This is a genomic window from Streptomyces chartreusis NRRL 3882 (assembly GCF_900236475.1).
Classification (GTDB): Bacteria; Actinomycetota; Actinomycetes; order Streptomycetales; family Streptomycetaceae; genus Streptomyces; species Streptomyces chartreusis_D.
Genome location: NZ_LT963352.1, coordinates 4,040,388 through 4,059,143 on the forward strand (window position 1 = coordinate 4,040,388; position 18,756 = coordinate 4,059,143).

An 18,756-nucleotide genomic window follows, 5' to 3' on the forward strand; every position below is an offset into this window, starting at 1 on the left:
CCGCACCTTGAGCTGGGGCTTGGACGACCTCCCTACGAAACCACCGCCGGATCCGCCGACTTGGGCGTCGAATCGGCGTTGCCTTCGTCACCCATGGCGATCCCGCGCCGCTTTGACACGTACACCGCGCCGACGATCACCAGGAACGCGACGGCCGCGACCAGGATCCGCACCCCGATGCTCTTGTCGGCACCGTAGGAGAACTTGATCACCGCGGGCGCGATGAGCAGCGACACCAGGTTCATGACCTTCAGCAGCGGGTTGATCGCGGGACCGGCGGTGTCCTTGAAGGGGTCGCCGACGGTGTCGCCGATCACGGTCGCCGCGTGGGCCTCACTGCCCTTGCCCCCGTGGTGGCCGTCCTCGACGAGCTTCTTGGCGTTGTCCCAGGCGCCACCGGAGTTGGCCAGGAACACCGCCATCAGCGTGCCCGCGCCGATCGCGCCCGCCAGGAACGCGCCGAGCGGGCCGACACCGAGCGTGAACCCGATGAAGATGGGCGCCATCACGGCGAGCAGCCCGGGCGTGGCCAGCTCGCGCAACGCGTCCTTGGTGCAGATGTCGACGACCTTGCCGTACTCCGGTGTCTCGCTGTAGTCCATGATCCCGGGCTTCTCACGGAACTGCCGCCGCACCTCGAAGACCACGGAACCCGCCGACCGCGACACGGCGTTGATCGCCAGCCCCGAGAAGAGGAAGACGACCGCCGCGCCCGCGACGAGCCCCACGAGGTTGTTGGGCTGCGAGATGTCCATCATCAGGCTCATCGGGGCCCCTTCCCCGCTGAGCTTCTCGCCCACGTCCCGCGCGCCGGTGAAGATCGCGTCGCGGTACGACCCGAACAGCGCCGCCGCCGCGAGCACGGCCGTGGCGATCGCGATGCCCTTGGTGATCGCCTTGGTGGTGTTGCCGACCGCGTCCAGGTTCGTGAGCACCTGCGCGCCCGCGCCCTCGACGTCGCCGGACATCTCCGCGATGCCCTGCGCGTTGTCGGAGACCGGCCCGAAGGTGTCCATCGCGACGATCACGCCGACCGTGGTGAGCAGGCCGGTGCCCGCCAGCGCCACCGCGAACAGCGCCAGCATGATCGACGTGCCGCCGAGCAGGAACGCCCCGTACACGCCGAGACCTATCAACAGGGCGGTGTACACGGCCGATTCGAGACCCACGGAGATACCGGCGAGGACGACGGTGGCCGGGCCGGTGAGCGAGGTCTTGCCGATGTCCCGGACGGGTCGCCGGGTGGTCTCGGTGAAGTAGCCGGTCAGTTGCTGGATCAGCGCGGCGAGCACGATGCCGATGGCCACCGCGACGAGCGCGAGGACCCGCGGGTCGCCGTCCTTGCCCGTGATCGCGGCGTCCGTCACGCCGTCGAGGTCCGAGTACTTCCCGGGCAGGTAGACGAAGACGGCCACGGCGACCAGCACGAGCGAGATCACCGCGGAGATGAAGAACCCGCGGTTGATGGCGCTCATGCCGCTGCGGTCGGCCCGCCTGGGCGCCACCGCGAAGATGCCGATCATCGCGGTGATCACACCGATCGCCGGCACGAGCAGCGGGAATCCGAGCCCGGCGTCGCCGAAGGCCGCCGAGCCCAGGATCAGCGCGGCGACGAGGGTGACGGCGTACGACTCGAAGAGGTCGGCCGCCATGCCCGCGCAGTCGCCGACGTTGTCGCCCACGTTGTCGGCGATGGTCGCGGCATTGCGCGGATCGTCCTCCGGAATGCCCTGCTCGACCTTGCCGACCAGGTCGGCGCCGACGTCGGCGGCCTTGGTGAAGATGCCGCCGCCGACACGCATGAACATCGCGATCAGCGCGGCCCCGAGGCCGAAGCCCTCGAGCACCTTCGGCGCGTCGGCCGCGTACACCAGCACCACGCAGGAGGCGCCCAGCAGGCCGAGGCCCACGGTGAACATGCCGACGACGCCGCCCGTGCGAAATGCGATCTTCATCGCTTTGTGCGAGACGGTGGTGAGATCTTTTTCCGGCTCGCCTGCCGCCGGAGTTGCTTCACGCGCCGCCGCGGCGACACGCACATTGCTGCGCACGGCGAGCCACATGCCGATATAGCCGGTGGCTGCCGAGAACGCCGCTCCGATCAGGAAGAACACCGACCGTCCGGCACGCTGATTCCAGTCGTCCGCGGGCAGCAGCATGAGCAGGAAGAACACGACCACTGCGAATACGGCGAGCGTGCGCAGCTGACGTGCCAGATAGGCGTTCGCGCCTTCCTGGACCGCAGCCGCGATCTTCTTCATGCTGTCGGTGCCCTCGCCGGCCGCGAGTACCTGGCGCACCAGGACGCCCGCGACCACGAGTGCCGCCAGCGCGACGACTGCGATGACCACGACGAGAACGCGGTTGTCATCGGTCAGTACGGCGGCTGCGAGGTCTGTGGGATGGCCCGACTGTGGTGAGATGGAAAGCCCCGCCATTCGTCCTCCTTGACGCTTGGGCTGAGCTCAAGATGTGGACGGGATTGTAGGTACCGGAACCTGATCAAAACAGAGCGCGATAACCGGAATTGGCCTTCTGAGGTAATGCCCTGAAAGCATTCTCGGACTGCCGGGGAGCATGCGAATGATCGTGAACGAATTCACGCGATGAACGGCACAGGAACTACTGTAAAGGCGGTCACTGACAACCGCACATGACGAAGGGCCCCACGGGTGGGGCCCTTCGGAAGAACGGTGTGCGCGGTGGCTTGTCAGGCCAGGATGGTCGGCGGCGGGGTGGTCGGCCACGTCATCTTGATCGACCCACCGTGCTCCCCCGCGCTGACCTCGACATCGTCGACGAGTCCGCTGATGACCGCGAGGCCCATCTCGTCCTCGTCGGCCTCACCGTCGGGGTCGCCGGGTCCGGCGCCGGGTCCGCGCTCGCCGGGGACCGCGTGCGGGGCCTCGTCGCCGACCTCGATGGAGAACTGTTTCTCCTCCTCGATCAGCAGCACCTTCACCGGTGCCGAGATCCCGCCGGTCTGATGCAGCCCGACGGCCCGCGTGCAGGCCTCGCCGACGGCGAGCCTGACCTCGTCGAGGACGGCCTCGTCCACTCCGGCCCTGCGCGCCACCGCGGCCGCCACCAGCCGGGCGGTCCTGACGTGCTCGGGCAGCGCGCTGAAGCGGAGCTCAACGGTGGCCATGCATCCCCCTCGCAACTACGGGCGTGCTGTCGAGAGGCTCCGGGCCGCCGAAAGCCCGGGCCCCCTCGGTCTTCACTTCTGCCGAACTCTTGCCGCGACGTCGGCCGGCCCGGGCGCGAGGCCCGGGCCCGGCGGTCAGTCGGTCGCCGCCACCGCTTCCTCGACCGAGGTGTGAATCGGGAACACCTTGGTGAGGCCGGTAATGCGGAAGATCTTCAGAATGCGCTCCTGGTTGCAGACCAGGCGCAGGGAGCCCTCATGGGCCCGCACGCGCTTCAGGCCGCCGACCAGCACGCCGAGCCCGGTGGAGTCGAGGAAGTCCACGCCCTCCATGTCGACGACAAGGTGGAAACTGCCGTCGTTCACCAGCTCGACCAACTGCTCGCGCAGCTTGGGCGCGGTATATACGTCGATTTCGCCACCGACCCTGACGATCGTGCGATCGCCCATGGTCTCGGTCGACAGGGACAGGTCCACGGATCCTCCAGCACCTTGCTATCGAGCGGTCGCCCTTGGGGCACCTCGGCTTCGTCCCCTGGACGGTTCGCCAGCCGCGATGGCATTCAATCACTTACGGGCAGGCGTGCACGACGCCTTGGCTCCATTGTCCGTCACGCCAGTGACACACTCGGTGCCGATGGCCAAGAATCACCGATCCGATGGACCCCCGACGGACCCCGCCTCCCGACCCGCGCCGGGCGCGGTCCTGGACCGGCTCGCGTCCGGTCCGAGCAGGGCTTCGCGCATTACTCATACGGAGCACTTGCCCCCGCGCGCGGGTCGGCATGCCGTCTGGCCGGACCGGATCCGCGCGGAGGTCGTGGCGGCCGTGCAGGCCGCGGGCATCGAGCATCCCTGGGCCCATCAGGCGCGCGCGGCGGAGCACGCGCTGGACGGCGAATCGGTCGTCGTCGCCACCGGCACGGCCTCCGGCAAGTCCCTGGCCTACCTCGTGCCGGTGCTGTCCACCCTCCTGGACGGCGCCGAGGCCCCGAACGGCCGCGGCGCGACCGCCCTCTACCTGGCCCCCACCAAGGCCCTTGCGGCGGATCAGTGCCGCTCCGTGAAGGAACTTTCACATCCATTGGGCCATTCGGTACGCACAGCCGTGTACGACGGCGACACTCCGTTCGAGGAGCGCGAGTGGATCCGTCAGTACGCCAACTACGTCCTGACCAACCCGGACATGCTGCACCGCGGCATCCTGCCGTCCCACCCCCGCTGGTCCTCCTTCCTGAAGTCGCTGAAGTACGTCGTCGTCGACGAGTGCCACACCTACCGCGGCGTCTTCGGCTCCCACGTCGCCCAGGTGCTGCGCCGGCTGCGCCGCCTGTGCGCCCGCTACGGCGCCTCACCCGTGTTCCTGCTGGCCTCCGCGACCGCCGCCGAGCCCGCGGTGGCCGCCGGCCGCCTCACCGGTCTGCCGGTACTGGAGGTCGCCGACGACGCCTCACCACGCGGTGAACTGGTGTTCGCCCTCTGGGAGCCGCCGCTGACCGAGCTGCACGGCGAGAAGGGCGCCCCCGTCCGCCGCACGGCCACCGCCGAGGCCGCCGACCTGCTCACCGACCTCACCGTGCAGGGCGTGCGCTCGGTCGCCTTCGTACGGTCCCGGCGCGGCGCCGAGCTGATCTCCGTCATCTCCCAGGAGCGACTGGCCGAGGTCGACCGGTCGCTGGCCCGGCGTGTCGCGGCGTACCGGGGCGGCTATCTCCCGGAGGAGCGCCGTGCACTCGAGCGCGCCCTCCATTCGGGTGAACTGCTGGGCCTCGCCGCGACGAACGCCCTCGAACTCGGCATCGACATCTCCGGCCTGGACGCGGTCGTCATCGCCGGCTACCCGGGCACACGCGCCTCCCTGTGGCAGCAGGCGGGCCGGGCCGGACGGTCCGGGCAAGGGGCACTGGCCGTCCTGGTCGCGCGTGACGACCCGCTGGACACCTTCCTCGTCCACCACCCGGAGGCCCTGTTCGACCAGCCCGTCGAGTCGACGGTCCTCGACCCGGACAACCCGTACGTGCTGGCCCCGCACCTGTGTGCGGCCGCCGAGGAACTGCCCCTGACGGACGAGGACCTCGATCTGTTCGGCCCGGCCTGCGAGGACCTCCTCCCCCAGCTCGAAGCCGCCAAGCTGCTGCGCCGCCGCACCAGGGCCTGGCACTGGACCCGCCGCGAACGGGCCGCCGACCTCACCGACATCCGCGGCGAGGGCGGGCGCCCGGTCCAGGTCGTCGAGGACGGCACGGGCCGGCTGCTCGGCACGGTCGACGCGGGCGCCGCGCACTCGACCGTCCACGAGGGGGCGGTCCACCTCCACCAGGGCCGTACGTACCTGGTGCGGTCTCTGGACCTGGAGGACTCCGTCGCCCTCGTCGAGGAGGCCGCCCCGCCGTACTCCACGGTCGCCCGCGACACGACGTCGATCTCCGTCCTGGAGACGGACGTGGAGGTCCCCTGGGGCGACGGCCGCCTGTGCTACGGCTCCGTCGAGGTCACCAACCAGGTCGTCTCCTTCCTCCGCAGACGGCTCATCACCGGTGAGGTACTGGGCGAGACGAAACTCGACCTCCCTCCTCGTACGCTGCGCACCCGGGCCGTGTGGTGGACCGTCACCGAGGACCAGCTCGACCGCGCCCGGATCAATCCGGAGATCCTCGGCGGCTCCCTGCACGCCGCCGAGCACGCGTCGATCGGCCTGCTGCCCCTCTTCGCCACCTGCGACCGCTGGGACATCGGCGGCGTGTCGATCCCGCTCCATCCCGACACACTCCTGCCCACGGTCTTCGTCTACGACGGCCACCCCGGCGGCGCGGGCTTCGCGGAGCGCGCCTTCCACACCGCCCGCACCTGGCTGACCGCCACCCGCCAGGCCATCGCCTCCTGCGAGTGCGACGCCGGCTGCCCGTCCTGCATCCAGTCCCCCAAGTGCGGCAACGGCAACGACCCGCTGCACAAGAGGGGCGCGGTGCGGCTGCTCACGGTGCTGCTGGAGGGTGCTCCTGATGAGAAGGAGGCGGAGGTGCAGCGGACGGAAGGTCAGGGAGGGGCGCCCGAGGACCCGCCCGGGCCCTGACGGCCCTCGCCGCCGGGAGTATCGGAAGAGGCAACACCCACCCCCGCCGGGGGAAGACCCGAGGGGGCCGTCGGAGGACCCGCCCGCGCCCTGACCTCCGCCGTGAACGGCCCCCGGCCCGACGCCGCCGTCACGTCCGAGATCTCCCCGGCGACCTCACACCGCACGAGCCGGACACCCTGCGCCCGGGCCACCCGGCCGGCCCGGGCGCAGGCCGCCGTACCGCCCTCGGCCCAGTGGTCCGCCGCCGCGAGCGCCGCGAGATCCGCACCGCCCGCCGCACGGTGCCGGATCACGACGGCCTGCCCCAGCGCGAGGACCACGCCGAACACCACGCACAGGACAGCGATCGCCCCGACACTCCAGACGGTGGCGGACCCCCGGTCCGAGGCGGCACCTCGCATCCGCCGGCTCCCCCTGTCCCAGCGCCCCGGGCCCCGGCACCGCAGCCTCGGCACCCGTCTCACGTACCCACCCCCACCGTCTCCTCCACCGACGCCACGGCCTCCTCCCGCACAGCGAAGGACAGGCCACGCAGCACCGGGGGCTCGGCCACGACGACCACTCGGACGTGTTCCGCGCCCCGGTCGACGGTCACCTTCGCGCCGGGCGGTGCCGCCTCGCGGGTCAGTCGCACGACCGTGGCGGGAGGGTCCTGGCGGGCCGCCGCGCGGGCGCCCGTCCGCGCCGCGTCCACGCACTGGATCTGCGCGGCCACGACCAGCAGCCCCCACACCAGCGCCATCGCGAACATCACCAGCACGGGCAGCACCACGGCCGACTCCGCCGTGACGAACCCCCGGTCCGCGCCCCGCTCACATCCGCGCATTGAGGGCGTCCTTCACGATGTTCTGGAGCTCCGCGCTGACCGCGCCGCTCGTGATGACCTTGTAGAGCACCACCGCGAAGGCCACCGCCGCGACGATTCCCATCGCGTACTCGGAAGTGACCATTCCCGCGTCCCTCCCGTCGCTCCGCGCCGCACGCGCCCTGTGCACCAGGGCACCCAGCCGTGCCCGTACCGCCTGATACATCTCAACCCCCGTGGGAAAGTCCGAACTTCTCTTGATTCCGCTGACTTCTCGCGCCGCCGCTCCAGGTCTCCGCCGCCTCACGCACCACCCCCTTCGAGCACACCGCCCCCTGCGAGCACCCCGCCCGCGAGCCCGATCACCACGGGCAGCACCCCGATCGCGATGAACGCGGGCAGGAAGCACAGCCCGACCGGCGCACTGACCATGACGCCCGCCCGGCGTGCCCTGGCCGTCGCGGCGCGTCCCCAGTCGGCACGGGCCTCGGCGGCGAGTCGTGCGACCGGCGTGGCGGCGGGCAGTCCGGACACGTCGGCTCGTTCGAGCAGCCGGGCCAGGCCTCCGGCGCCCGGGACGGCGGCCAACCTCCGCCAGGCAGTGCCCGGTTCGCCGCCCAGCCGTACCTCCGCCGCGCCATGGGCGAGGGCCTCGCCCACCGGGCCGCCCAGGGCCTCGCCCACCGCCTGCGCGGCGATCACCGGGCCGGCTCCTGCCGCGATGCAGGCCGCCAGCAGGTCGGCGGCCAGGGGCAGTTGCCGCGCCGCCTCGGCGAGGTCGGGTGCCCGCGTGTCCGTACCGGCCGCCTCCTGCCGCAGCCGCCAACGCCAGATCCCCACCGCGCCGGCCAGTCCGACGGCGACACCGACCAGGTCGCCGATCAGCGCCCACCCGGCGAACGCCACGCCGACGGGGGCCAGCCATCTCCGCGCGGCCCGACTCCAGGCAAGGCGCGGGGCCGGAGAGAGACCGGTCGCTTCGCGAGGCGACAGCTCGGCCAGCCGGCGCCGCATCCTCCGGCGGCGCCCCGCCTCCTTCAGCCGGCGCACCGACCACGAGAGAGCCAGCAGAATCCCCACCGTCACCCCCAGCCTGTGGACAACTTCCCCGCTCATGACGCCTCCTCCGCTCCCCGCACGATGCGCTGCACCCACCACAGCCCCAGTCCCTCCAGCACACCGCCGGCCACCAGACAGCCCAGGCCCGGCGCGGTGTGCAGCAGGACATGGAGGGGGTCCGCGCCGAGAGCGGTGCCGATGAGGAGCCCCAGGGCCGGCAGCCCGGCGAGCAGCACCGCCGTGGCCCGGGCACCGGCCAACTGGGCGCGCAGGTCCGAGCGTTGGTCCCGTTCGGCGCGCAGGGCGGCGGCGAGCCGGTCCAGTCCCGCCGCGAGCCCCGCGCCCTGGTCCACGGCGACCCGCCAGCACGCGGCGAGTCCCCGCAGCCCCTCGGCACCCGGCTGCCTGGCGGCGGTCGCGAGCGCGTCCGGCACGTCGCCGCCGAACCGTGCCGCCGCCAGTACCGTCCCGTGCGCGTCCGCGAGTCCGCCGCAGTCCCGCGCGGCCCGCAGCAGCGCCTCGCCCGGCTGACGCCCGGCCCGCACCTCCCCGGCGAGCGCCCCGCACAGCGCGATCACCGCGTCGGCCCGGCGCTCCCGGTCCCGCCGCACCCGGCCGGCCAGCCGGACCCGCCGCAGCAGCGGCACGCCGGCCGCTCCCAGGACGACCGGCAGCACCGACGCCCCGAGCACCGCCAGCACCAGCCCGGCCGCCGGCGCCCACCACTCGGCCCGCAGCCGCCCGCCGACCCGCCGCACCTCACCGGCCATCCGCCGCCACCCGGGCGGCCCGCTCCCGACGGTCCCGCCGCCCGCGAGCAGCAACCGCGCCCGCCGTGCCGCCGAGTGACGCTCACCCAGCAGCCAGACCGCCGCCCCCATGCACGCCACGGCCGCACCCATGGGCATCTCAGCCGCTCCCGTCATCCCTCGCCCCCTTCATCGCGGCCTCACCCGGCCCGCCCTCACTTCCCCCGCTCCGCAGCAGCCCCCGCAGCCGCTCCCACCCGAGCTCCCGCACGAAGGCCGCCGCTCCCCACCGCAGCGCCGGCACCGTCCGCACCAGCCCCGACGGGTCCCGCTCCAGCACGTGCACCTCGGCGATCCGCCGCCGCCCGGCCCGGTCACGCACGAGGTGCAGCACCACGGAGAGGGCGGCCGCCACCTGGCTGTGCAGCGCGGCCCGGTCGAGCCCGGCGGCCGTACCGAGCGCCTCCAGCCGGGCCGGTACGTCGGCGGCGGCATTGGCGTGCACGGTTCCTTCTCTGAACTAGAGCCAACTGGCACATATGCTCGGTGTCGGTCATCTGCATCTCTGCGAATCCATTTCCGAGACGCTGGGCCAAGTGCGGACGCATAATGCGGTCATGACACCTGGGCAGCGCACTGCGGCATGGTCATGCGCCATTCTGTTCGGCTTGACGCTCCTCGGCCTCGGCGCCTACTTCCTGATCGTCGGCCTAGACGAGGCAGACAAAACGGCAAGCGTCGTGGGATCGTTGACGGGGCTGGCGGGTCTGGGAGTCTCGATCGTGAGCCTCATCCAGGCTCGAGGTAGCAGCGCGAGCCGCAACGCCCCTAGCGTCCGCCAGAGCCAACAAAGCGGCACGAGGTCAACGAACATCCAATCGGCCGGGGACCTGACCATCGGCGACATGAACCGCCTGGGTGGAGAGAAGTGACGCTGTGGCAGAGGCAGAAGTCCGGCGATAGTTCGCAAAACATACAGGCGCAAGTGGCCAATTTCGGCGTCAGCTACTCCGACGCCCGAGATATTGCCATGGATGTATTCAGGCAGAATTTCTTGCAGCTCTCCCAAGAGGCCATGCAGGTGGCTCACGAGCGCGTCGAGAGGTTCACCGTAAATTACCTGCAAGAGCTGCACGGTAGGGACAGCAAGGCCATTGCATACTTCCAGGATCCAGGCGTGCAGTATTCACTGCTAGAAGGCCAGTCCTGTTATGCACGGTCAGGCGATGACCACTTGGGTCAGCTTCTGGTTGACCTCCTCGTCGAGCGAACCCTGAGGCCGCAGAGAAGCACTGAGCAGCTTGCTCTTGATGAGGCAATAGCAACCTCCGGACGACTTTCGCGTGACCATTTCAGGATGCTCAGCCTCCTCACGATCCGCGACGTCGTTCCACTTCCGTCGAAAGTCACACATTTCAAGCAACTCATTCTGCACTACATAAGCCACGCTGGGCCTTTCCTGGACGGGCTGCACTTCTCCCGGACTGATGCGAGATATCTGGCCGCAACCGGATGCGTTAGCCTTGGTCAATTCGAGGAGTCCATGGTCGACTCCTGGAGACGCGCCTATCCATACTTGCTTTTCAAGGGTGGCCCTAGTTTCTCTCAACCTCCCAGTGACGAATATCGAAAACTCGAAAAATACTTCATGTCGCGTTGGGTTCAGGAGTGTTTGAAGAACCCCGATGGAGGCCCAGCGAGTGACGAATTTTTTGACAACGACGAGTTCGATCGACACCTAGATGAGCTTGGCAGTGAAAAAGAGTTCAGAGACCTTTACCATGAGCTCGCAATGACCGCCAAGGAGATCTATCAAGTGTCGCTTGAGATCGATCCGCGCTTGGCGCAGATGACATCCCTCATCAATGAATCATTCCCGCATGGAGTAGGGCTCACCACGGTCGGAAGCGTCATCGGGAACGCCTATATGCGAATACCTCCCGGTGAAACTGAGGAACGAGGCAACTCACTGGGCTAGCGAACCGAAGGCTGTAGGCGGCACCGCGCCCGAGCTTCGTGGCCCAGGGCGCGGTGGTGCAGCCGTCAGGTGGCGTTGGTAGCGGAGCTGGTGCGAACGGCGATCTGGCTGAAACTGGGGACGCCCAAGAAGATCGGAGAGTCCTTCTTTTTCTGTCGTGCATCCAGCTGCGCGATTTTCTCTTCCGCGGCGTCGCGGCTCACCGAGAGACCTTCAACTTCGCCGAGCCAGCCCTCCCTTTCGGCTTCCGCGATCCGGTCGTTCAGGTTGTCGCGGATCTCGACCAGTCGCCCTCTCTCGTAGGGGTCCACGATCAGGACCGGGCAGCGGACACAGGCGTGTTCATGAACGCAGTCGGTCCCGTAGGCTCGCCCGCATGATCCGAGTGCCAGCTTGCGGCGCTCGAACTGGGTAAGGAACTCCTGCCATTCTTCAGAGGTGACCGCGCGGTATTCTTCGCGGGGGCGAAGACTGCGCCGGCGGGCGATGAAGGCTCGGTGAGCTTCGATGGCTTTCGCCGGGTAGACAGCGTTGTAGCCCATAGTCGTGTTGATGTTGCTGTGACCTGCAATGACCTGGGCGATGTGTGGAGGCAGCCCGTTCAAGATCGCGTCCGTGATGAAGATCCGTCGAAAGTCGTGAGGTTGGAACTTCAATGGATTTCCGGTGGCGTCGGTCAGGCCGGTCGCTAGAAGTACGTCGTTGAGGGCGTCACGGACCGTGTTGTGCGAGATGGGCCGCCTTTCTCCTGAGATGCTCCACTGGTAGAGAAGCGGCATGGGATCGTTCCAGACCTTCTCGTGAAGGTCGTAGCTGGGAACCGAAGGGATAGCTCCGTTTTTGCCGCGTACTCGCGTGACAACGGCGCTGAGGACATCTGCCAGTTCGGGAGTGACCAGCAGCAGACGCTCTTGATCGGTTTTCGACGGTGCGATCTGCAGGAGTGGGACGAACTCGCCGGTGCTGGGGAGCTTGTAGCGGATGATGCTGTGGTGGCCGAGTTCGAGCAGCTCTTCGATGCGGATGCCTGTGTGGCGGAGGATTTCGATAGTGGCCCAGCCCCAGAAGGCCCGCTTTTCCTCGGCCTCAAGGTCCCGGCGACGCCCCGAGGTGTCGTAGGCCTGTCCGGTAAGACCGGCCCGGGAAGTGCTCTTTGGCGCTGTGTAGGTTTCCCCCAACACGGTGAACCGGCTTCCGAGAGGGGCGGTATGCAGCGCGTCCAGGCGGGCCCGGGCCTCCTTGAGCCGGCGGTCGGCGACTCGGATGAGCGCGGGCAGGACAGGGAGTCTTTCCCGAGTCCGCTGGTCTGAAGTGGTCTTCTGCCGCTGCTTGGTCTTCTTGTCGGAGCAGTCGGCCTCGGTGATAGGACAGGGCGCTGCCCATGGCCCCCAGCGGGCGGGTTCGTCCAGCGCCCACTGAGCGATGTCCAGGTAGAAGGCGCGGACGAGGGTCTTGACCGCTGGAGCGCTGGAACGCGGGGTAGTGGTCTCGACGACCTGGCCGTCCGGCATCCGCCGACGGCGGGTAACCACGTTGACGCGGGCTTTCCAGGCTGCCGCGACCTCCGCGGGCAGGTGGAGTGAGCTGATGCCTTCGTTGTGGCGTTCGAGGTCGGCCCAGAAGTTGTTGGCCAGGGCTGACGACAGGGTGATCAAGGAGTTGTGGTCGAGCGAGGGCTGGCGTTCAGTGAGGTAGTCGACGAGGAGATCACGAACCGGGCGGCAGCGCAGTTCGTAGCGGTCGACAAGAGCTGCGGGCGTCACCTGGCCGGCGCGGGTCTGCAGCCGGAGGAGGGTTGCCGGGGCGTCCGGCGGGAACTGGCCGAGATCGCGCAGTGCGGTGTAAGCGATGCGAACGCCTCGGGCAGCGTCGTAGTCGGTCGCCTGCAACAGAGCGAGGAGGTCACCGACGACGATGTCCTTGACGAGGCCGCCGAAGGCAGCGATCAGGCGTGAGACGCCCTGGAGGCCTGCGGAGGCATGGCGGGTGGACCGGATGTCCTCAGGGAACTGGGCTTCCAGGCGGGCGAACCCGTCTGGGTCGCGGGTCGCTGCAATGGCCGGCCGTAGGGCGCCCGAGGTGCTGGCCGCCAGCCAGGCCAGGGTGGGACGGATTGCGTCCACGCAGATCAAGGCCAGTGTCCCGGAGGCGAGGCACGCCGTTGTCGGCTTTCGGCCGACGTTGGCGGCCCAGTCAATGACGTCCCTGTGCCAGCCACTTGGAGAGTGTGCCGCCGGACTGGCGTCCCAACATGCCTGCCAGGTAGATCCGGGGAACGTCTGAAGCCAGGACAGGATGATCCTGGCGCCGACCATGCGGGTGACCTGGGCATTCCTCTTCACTCGGAATGGCGGCTGCTGGAGCGTGTCAAGGATGTACTCGCTGTCGGCCTCGGTCATGGGCCAGGACGCGGCTCTCTCGCGCGGAGGGAACTTCTCCAAGAGGGCGGCCGCCTCGGCGCCGGCGAGCTTGCGAGGAGCCTTAGCCGGAGCCGTGAGCACGGTCGTGGTCATGGGAGCAGGCCTCCGAAGAGGGTGTTGAGCGAGTCCTCGTTGTAGGCGGGGGCCGGCGGTGCCGGAGGCGGGGCGGCCTTCTTCGCCTCCTGGCGGGCGTGGTGGGCCAGACCTGCGGAGATGACCTCGTCGCGGCTCGGGCGGAGGTACTTCTGCAGCGTGCTTTGGTCCTTGTGGCCGAGGATGTGCTGGACGTAGACCAGCGACATCGAGGGATCTTCCGTCATGCGATAGGTGGCGGTGTGTCGCAGGTCGTGGAGCGTCCAGTTGGCGCCGAGAAGCTCAACGGCCCGCGTGAACATGGCGCGTGCCGCGTGGTACTTCAGTGGCCGCCATGGGAGGCGCAGGGTCCACCACAGAGGCTGGTTGCGGCCCCGCGGGACGCCCTTGCGCCAGGCTTCCTCCTGGTAGAGCCGGAGCCAGACGAACGCGTCCGGAGATGCGGGTAGTTGCTGGTAGTCCTGGGTTCCCTTGCGGATCACGCCGATCACCTGCTGGCCGGGCAGGGCGTCACGTTGGGTCGAGGTCAGCAGTTCGCTGGCGCGGGCGCCGGTGGAGACCCAGAAGGCCAGCAGAGCACGGTCTCGGTGGGAGCGGAGGCCGGCGAAGACCTCGGTGTACTTGTCGTCCGGGATGCGTCGGGGGATCCGCTCAGGGACCTTCGGGCGATAGCGCCCGGTCCGCTCATGCCTGAACTCGTCCGCCGGGTTGTGGTGAGCGTTCGGACGCCCGTTGCGGCGCCTGCGGTCCAGGGGAAACGGGTTCACCAGCAACTGGCCGCTGCCGCGGTCGAGATGGAAGTCATAGAACGTCCGCAGGACGCTCTCGAAGTGAGCCCGGGTGGAGGGCGCGTACTTCTTCCCAATCGTCGGCTTCCCGGTCACAGGGTTCGGTGACCCGGGCGCAAGTCGGCCAACTCGAGGCTTGGGCGTAGGTATCTCCGAAGGGTCCTTGCCACGGTGCCTCCAGTGCACGCGAACCGGCTTGTCCGCCAACTGCATCCACAGCGTGAAGTCCCGCGCGTCCTCCCGTAATGCGCGGTCCCACTCAAGACCCTGTGCCCACAAGAACCGCCACCACCGCAACAGGTCGTTGCCGTACGAGTACAACGTGGTGGCAGGGCTGGCAGCAGCGAGGAGGTCCTTGAAGTAGATCGCGACCGGCTCAACACACTGCCCTACAGGGTCGACCAGCCGGTACGGCTCCCACACGTCCCCCGTCGCCTCCAGGCGTCCGATCTCGGGCAGCACAAAGTTCTTCAGATCCCGTTCACGGGTCCTTGCTCCACTCACCGCCGGAACGTAACAGAAAGCCCTCTGACCTGCGAAAACGTGAGACTTAGTTCAGTCAATACACCGCAGCCGCCCTCGTGGCCGGTGTTCAACGCGGCCAGCAGATGCACCACTTCTGGTCCGCGGACCTCGCCCACGACCAGCCGGTCTGGCCGCATCCGCAGCGCCTGGCGCACCAGGTCCTCGAGCGTGACGAGGCGCGAATTAGGAACAGTTCACCTGTCTCACTTGTGGATCTGTCTCATCGGCACCGTTCAACACCTGAGCGGATGACGCTCGGGACAGCTCACTGAGGTGTCTCACAAGCTTTACCGTTTCTTGATCAGAGCTTCCAGCATCGCAGGCGGCCAGGTGCAGGCCGATCGTGACCTTCAAGTCGACGCTCTCCCCCCAAAGCCCCGCCGTTCGCAGAGCCGCAGCTGTCCCTGCCGCCGCTGGCGTACAACTGCCGCGATACGGGACAGCCGGGGCGGTCGCGAGAGCGGCCGCATGGACGGGCACGACGCTGCTTCGTGCGCTGCAGGTCACGAGAAGCGAGGGACCCGGCTCGAGTATTCGCTGTGGACGGTGGATGCATACCCCGCGGCCGACTGAGCTGCCCGGGCATACAGTCCGGATCCGATCGGTGCCCATTATTCACTCAGTACATAATGCTCGCCATGAGCACCCGCCACGTCCTGCTGGGCCTGCTGGCCGACGGGCCGAGCCATGGCTACAACCTCAAGCGACGCCACGACGAACGGTTCCCCCAGGCCCGCTCGCTGGCGTACGGGCAGGTCTACACGACCCTCCAGCGCCTCGTCCGGGACGGCCTCGCCGAGATCGAGGGGACCGACTCGGACGGCGGCCCGGAGCGGACGAAGTACCGCGCCACGGACGAGGGGACACGTGAACTGTCCCGCTGGGCCGGGGAGATCACGCCGCCAGCGCCCGTCGTGGCGAACGAGATCTTAGCCAAGGTCGTCGTGGCGATCCTCTCGGGCGGCGACCCGGCCGCGTACCTGAGCGCCCAGCGCGCCGCCCACATGGAGCGGATGCGGGAGCTCACCGCAGTCAAGGCCGCCAAGGGCGCGGACCTGGCGACCGTGCTCTCCGCGGACTACGCCCTCAACCACCTCGACGCCGACCTCCGATGGGTGAACACCACAACGGCCTGGCTCACCGCCCTGACCGCGGAGGTCGACACAGCAGGAGCTTGGAACAATCGAGCACCGGCTCTTCTCGCACATCGCCATGAGCTGGCTTGGTCGCCGCTGACCAACCATGAAGCCATCGTCCATTCGAGCGTCACCGGAGCAACCATCGACCACCCGGAGATGGCAGCCCTGCCACTGACCTGTTATGCCTTCCAGGGCGACTGGACTATGCCCTGCACTCCCAGCCAGCCTGGCCTATCCCGGCGCGAATCCCGCAGACACCGACGCCGGCGATAGGACCGGACTCTGCTGTCCGGGCCCGTACTGACTGGGATGTCCACTGAGCTGGACGACCTGACCCAGACCCTGGCACCGGACGGCGACAGCGGACGCAGCACCTACAGCTCGCCTTCCCGGACCAGGTCCTAGCCCACTCACCTGCGCTACAACCTGGCCGCGTCCTCGGCGAGACCAACACTTCCGAAGCCGCGACGGCGGTACCAAACCAGGGCACTTCCTCCTCCGGGCAGCGGCTCCTACGAAAACCCAGGCAAGAACTACAACGCGCCGGCTCTGCTGCCCTCGTGGGACCACCTGAGTGCGAAACCCTGTCCGACAGCCTCATCGCCCACGCACTACACCGCGAAGACGCAGTCATACAAGCCGCTTCCCCGGACTTATGTCCTCAACAGTGGCCGTTCACGCTCGGCGACATTTGAGGGTATTCGCCATGTGATGCATGCTCGCCCGCCCACTTCCTTGCGCATCCTCACGGCGAAGCTCTAACTCGACGACCCACCGACGCCGTGCGCCTCAGCTCAATCCCCAGACCGGTTGCCTTGCTACGGCCTCACGTCTCTCCGTCAGCCGAGTAGGCCCTGAGATGGCTCAATTTCAGCCAGATCGGTAGCGAGCTGCAAGGTCCACCGACAGGGACGCCTGCACATTGGATGTCGACATCCAAGCGGGCGGATAAATCGGACACCGAAAGCGTTATCTGTACGAAACAAGGAACGGGAAGGCTTGCTTCCGGCTCATTCTCCCAGGGTCGACACGATGATGACACCGTGAGGTTGACACAAAATCGTCACTACTCGGTTGAGGTTCATTGACATCTTTTACACGTCTCACATAACCTCCTGAGCGCTCAATGCCTTGGACTGGAGTTCGAAGCAAAGAGTGAGGAGCCACACAAGAGGGGGAACGGCCTCCGGCAAAATTGCGCCATCCCCTCATTCCCGCGACCAGAGAAAGGTTAGGATGAAACAGAAGGCATTCAGAACCAATGTGGCCAAGGCCGTCAGTATCGGCATTCTCGGACTCGCTGCCATCGGTTTGAACGCACCGACTGCCACAGCAAGCGGAAGCAGCGGCAAGGTGAACAACTGCTGGTCCGGTTGGGGCAGCACCAGCTTCTGGGGAAAGTGTGAAAGGGCCGCTGTGGCCGGCGACTACCAGGTCCACGCTGACTGCAATAACGAGCCGGACATCTGGACCGGCTGGTACTACCTGTACAAGGGTTACATCGGGCAATGGACCACCGGCGCCTGCATATTCAAGGTGAACAGCGGCAAGGTGCTCTACACCAACTAGGCAAAAAGGCGCAACCCGCAATTCAGGAACCGCTGACTATAGGCGGGTGCCACTGCCAAGGGTTCACTGGCACCCGCCCTAGTTGAACAGAACATGATATCTCCGGCAGCAGTAGGGATTATGAAGGTCTACTGGATTGAGGTAAGACGCTCTCCACTGGTCTGGTGCCTTCCTTTATTGCTTCTCGTTGAGTTCGCATCTGTCTTCGGACGTAGCCAGTGGTGGATCGGCGTCTGGCCTCAAGCCAGCGCGGCGGCTCAGATACCAGCCATATTCTTCGCTCCAGCCTTTTCAGCCGCAGCCGCATGGTCCGTAAACAGGAGCCTTAGAACTGGCATGCTAGAGCAGAGAAGAAACTCAGCTCAGCCCTTGTGGAAGTTGGACCTGATCCACTTCCTCGCCACGTTGACTCATGGTATAGCCGTATATACTATCGGAATAGTAGCGGCAGCCCTAGTCACCTTTCCTGACGCCGGCCGCGGATTCCTGTGGCCAAGCTACCTACTGTTGGGGGCCGCCACGATAACGGCCTGTGCTGCCGTCGGACACATAGTAGGACGGCTGACTAATTCACCTTTTGCGGCACCTGTTATTTGTGGCTTGGCCACCTTTGTTGGGCTCGGAAGCCTGGGAAAATCACTGGGCCTATTCGTCCTTTCAGGCTCTCCGGCTTACGAAGTACCCTCAAAGGCCCTGGCGCCACGCATTGTGTTGGCTGCCGTTCTCGTCGCGATCGCCGTGTTAGCGCCCTCCTTGTTCAAGCCCACGACGCTTTGGTCACCCAAAGGGGATCAACGCCTAGTAATCGGCATGGGGTTTGTCGGAGCCGTAATAACAACTATGGTGCTCATTTCGATGTCAGGCCCCATCCAAGCCCCAAGATCGGCGTCCGTCGACCCACTCTGCTCGCAAGGGGCACCAAAGGTCTGCGTATGGCCGGAAGATAAAAAGTACTTAAACGAGCTGGCCGCAATGGCACAAAGGTTAGACGAAATCCCCCAAGACTGGATAACCGTTCCCCGCGCCATGTATGAGCGCGGGCTACGCAAACCTTCAGAAAAGACAGCGAACGACTTTGAGGTCCTCGAAGGGAATTTCTGGTTCGTCTCGCCCAATATGGCCGGATCTGTCATGGAGTTGTCACTCCACGTCCAGTGCCCTGAGGACGAAGCAGTAGGCTTGGCTATACGAGAGCTTGAGGCATGGCTTGAGGTTCGGGCCAACAACAACCAGCCAAGGCGCGGCATATACGGTGGCCCACCGGGCGTAGACTACAACATGCTCTCCCGGGTTGCGGCTGCCACTGAAGCAGAGCAAAAGACCTGGGTGGATAACAGGCTCCGAGCCACCCGAAAGACTTCTTGTGACTAGTGCAATTAGCCCCGAAAAGGCATATCTGGCCACTCA

The 18,756-nt window shown here is 67.3% G+C and carries 15 protein-coding genes and 4 pseudogenes; 7 read left to right on the forward strand and 12 right to left on the reverse strand.

All coding sequences use genetic code 11. The features are described from left to right. Positions 1-32 precede the first annotated feature (32 nt). The 3 genes from SCNRRL3882_RS18100 to bldG form a co-directional block, all read right to left on the reverse strand. Complete coding sequence (locus tag SCNRRL3882_RS18100) at positions 33-2,438, reverse strand: sodium-translocating pyrophosphatase (protein WP_010044202.1); 2,406 nt, start codon at positions 2,436-2,438, stop codon at positions 33-35. Between the two features lie 272 nt (positions 2,439-2,710). Further along, positions 2,711-3,148 (reverse strand): ATP-binding protein, encoded by a 438-nt coding sequence (locus SCNRRL3882_RS18105; protein ID WP_010044201.1) that lies wholly within the window; start codon positions 3,146-3,148, stop codon positions 2,711-2,713. 135 nt (positions 3,149-3,283) lie between these two features. Then, complete coding sequence (gene bldG / locus SCNRRL3882_RS18110; RefSeq protein WP_003991900.1) at positions 3,284-3,625, reverse strand: anti-sigma factor antagonist BldG; 342 nt, start codon at positions 3,623-3,625, stop codon at positions 3,284-3,286. Positions 3,626-3,704: 79 nt separating this feature from the next. Between bldG and SCNRRL3882_RS18115 the strand changes: the two genes are divergently transcribed. Continuing rightward, positions 3,705-6,221: a DEAD/DEAH box helicase gene (locus SCNRRL3882_RS18115; protein WP_078602917.1), complete on the forward strand. Its 2,517-nt coding sequence runs from the start codon at positions 3,705-3,707 to the stop codon at positions 6,219-6,221. Here SCNRRL3882_RS18115 and SCNRRL3882_RS18120 read toward each other — a convergent pair. The 6 genes and pseudogenes from SCNRRL3882_RS18120 to SCNRRL3882_RS18145 form a co-directional block, all read right to left on the reverse strand. Next, entirely contained in the window at positions 6,185-6,625 is a 441-nt protein-coding gene (locus SCNRRL3882_RS18120) for an Rv3654c family TadE-like protein (RefSeq protein WP_010044199.1), read from the reverse strand. The genes SCNRRL3882_RS18115 and SCNRRL3882_RS18120 overlap by 37 nt on opposite strands. 59 nt (positions 6,626-6,684) lie before the next feature. Continuing rightward, complete coding sequence (locus SCNRRL3882_RS18125) at positions 6,685-7,050, reverse strand: TadE family type IV pilus minor pilin (RefSeq protein ID WP_010044198.1); 366 nt, start codon at positions 7,048-7,050, stop codon at positions 6,685-6,687. Further along, positions 7,037-7,255, reverse strand: a complete 219-nt coding sequence (locus tag SCNRRL3882_RS18130; RefSeq protein WP_029181472.1) for a DUF4244 domain-containing protein — start codon at positions 7,253-7,255, stop codon at positions 7,037-7,039. The genes SCNRRL3882_RS18125 and SCNRRL3882_RS18130 overlap by 14 nt, the downstream gene beginning before the upstream one ends. A gap of 77 nt (positions 7,256-7,332) precedes the next feature. After that, positions 7,333-8,145 (reverse strand): type II secretion system F family protein, encoded by an 813-nt coding sequence (locus SCNRRL3882_RS18135; RefSeq protein WP_029181471.1) that lies wholly within the window; start codon positions 8,143-8,145, stop codon positions 7,333-7,335. After that, positions 8,142-9,014, reverse strand: coding sequence for a type II secretion system F family protein (locus tag SCNRRL3882_RS18140; RefSeq protein ID WP_010044193.1), 873 nt, complete (start codon positions 9,012-9,014; stop codon positions 8,142-8,144). The genes SCNRRL3882_RS18135 and SCNRRL3882_RS18140 overlap by 4 nt, the downstream gene beginning before the upstream one ends. Then, a pseudogene (locus SCNRRL3882_RS18145) lies at positions 8,998-9,348 on the reverse strand (secretion protein); the annotation flags it as partial. The pseudogene SCNRRL3882_RS18145 and the gene SCNRRL3882_RS18140, both read right to left, overlap by 17 nt. 28 nt (positions 9,349-9,376) lie before the next feature. Between SCNRRL3882_RS18145 and SCNRRL3882_RS18150 the strand changes: the two are divergent. Then, positions 9,377-9,769, forward strand: coding sequence for a hypothetical protein (locus tag SCNRRL3882_RS18150; RefSeq protein ID WP_050810294.1), 393 nt, complete (start codon positions 9,377-9,379; stop codon positions 9,767-9,769). Further along, positions 9,766-10,815 carry an LPO_1073/Vpar_1526 family protein gene (locus tag SCNRRL3882_RS18155; protein WP_010044189.1) on the forward strand — a complete coding sequence of 350 codons (1,050 nt, stop codon included), beginning with the start codon at positions 9,766-9,768 and terminating at the stop codon, positions 10,813-10,815. Before SCNRRL3882_RS18150 ends, SCNRRL3882_RS18155 begins: the two co-directional genes overlap by 4 nt. A gap of 65 nt (positions 10,816-10,880) precedes the next feature. Here SCNRRL3882_RS18155 and SCNRRL3882_RS18160 read toward each other — a convergent pair whose 3' ends face one another. The 3 genes and pseudogenes from SCNRRL3882_RS18160 to SCNRRL3882_RS18170 all read right to left on the reverse strand — a co-directional run. Further along, positions 10,881-13,328: a tyrosine-type recombinase/integrase gene (locus SCNRRL3882_RS18160; RefSeq protein ID WP_010044187.1), complete on the reverse strand. Its 2,448-nt coding sequence runs from the start codon at positions 13,326-13,328 to the stop codon at positions 10,881-10,883. Further along, entirely contained in the window at positions 13,325-14,620 is a 1,296-nt protein-coding gene (locus tag SCNRRL3882_RS18165; protein WP_040903716.1) for a tyrosine-type recombinase/integrase, read from the reverse strand. The genes SCNRRL3882_RS18160 and SCNRRL3882_RS18165 overlap by 4 nt, the downstream gene beginning before the upstream one ends. 56 nt (positions 14,621-14,676) lie before the next feature. Then, positions 14,677-14,817, reverse strand: a pseudogene (locus SCNRRL3882_RS18170) (ATPase, T2SS/T4P/T4SS family); the annotation flags it as partial. A 462-nt stretch (positions 14,818-15,279) separates the two neighbouring features. Between SCNRRL3882_RS18170 and SCNRRL3882_RS18175 the strand changes: the two are divergent. The 4 genes and pseudogenes from SCNRRL3882_RS18175 to SCNRRL3882_RS40800 form a co-directional block, all read left to right on the forward strand. Next, a pseudogene (locus SCNRRL3882_RS18175) lies at positions 15,280-15,810 on the forward strand (PadR family transcriptional regulator); the annotation flags it as partial. 13 nt (positions 15,811-15,823) lie between these two features. Beyond that, positions 15,824-16,187 (forward strand): annotated as a pseudogene (locus SCNRRL3882_RS42620) (ISAzo13 family transposase); the annotation flags it as partial. Between the two features lie 829 nt (positions 16,188-17,016). Next, positions 17,017-17,349 carry a hypothetical protein gene (locus SCNRRL3882_RS40795; protein WP_158688446.1) on the forward strand — a complete coding sequence of 111 codons (333 nt, stop codon included), beginning with the start codon at positions 17,017-17,019 and terminating at the stop codon, positions 17,347-17,349. Between the two features lie 93 nt (positions 17,350-17,442). Then, entirely contained in the window at positions 17,443-18,720 is a 1,278-nt protein-coding gene (locus SCNRRL3882_RS40800) for a hypothetical protein (protein WP_158688445.1), read from the forward strand. Positions 18,721-18,756: the final 36 nt, after the last annotated feature.

Coding starts and splice junctions, on each gene's coding strand:
- SCNRRL3882_RS18100 (WP_010044202.1), bottom strand. CDS start 2,438: ATGGCGGGGCTTTCCATCTCACCACAGTCGGGCCATCCCACAGACCTC.
- SCNRRL3882_RS18105 (WP_010044201.1), bottom strand. CDS start 3,148: ATGGCCACCGTTGAGCTCCGCTTCAGCGCGCTGCCCGAGCACGTCAGG.
- SCNRRL3882_RS18115 (WP_078602917.1), top strand. CDS start 3,705: ATGGCATTCAATCACTTACGGGCAGGCGTGCACGACGCCTTGGCTCCA.
- SCNRRL3882_RS18120 (WP_010044199.1), bottom strand. CDS start 6,625: ATGCGAGGTGCCGCCTCGGACCGGGGGTCCGCCACCGTCTGGAGTGTC.
- SCNRRL3882_RS18125 (WP_010044198.1), bottom strand. CDS start 7,050: ATGCGCGGATGTGAGCGGGGCGCGGACCGGGGGTTCGTCACGGCGGAG.
- SCNRRL3882_RS18130 (WP_029181472.1), bottom strand. CDS start 7,255: ATGTATCAGGCGGTACGGGCACGGCTGGGTGCCCTGGTGCACAGGGCG.
- SCNRRL3882_RS18135 (WP_029181471.1), bottom strand. CDS start 8,145: ATGAGCGGGGAAGTTGTCCACAGGCTGGGGGTGACGGTGGGGATTCTG.
- SCNRRL3882_RS18140 (WP_010044193.1), bottom strand. CDS start 9,014: ATGACGGGAGCGGCTGAGATGCCCATGGGTGCGGCCGTGGCGTGCATG.
- SCNRRL3882_RS18150 (WP_050810294.1), top strand. CDS start 9,377: ATGCTCGGTGTCGGTCATCTGCATCTCTGCGAATCCATTTCCGAGACG.
- SCNRRL3882_RS18160 (WP_010044187.1), bottom strand. CDS start 13,328: ATGACCACGACCGTGCTCACGGCTCCGGCTAAGGCTCCTCGCAAGCTC.
- SCNRRL3882_RS40795 (WP_158688446.1), top strand. CDS start 17,017: ATGAAACAGAAGGCATTCAGAACCAATGTGGCCAAGGCCGTCAGTATC.
- SCNRRL3882_RS40800 (WP_158688445.1), top strand. CDS start 17,443: ATGATATCTCCGGCAGCAGTAGGGATTATGAAGGTCTACTGGATTGAG.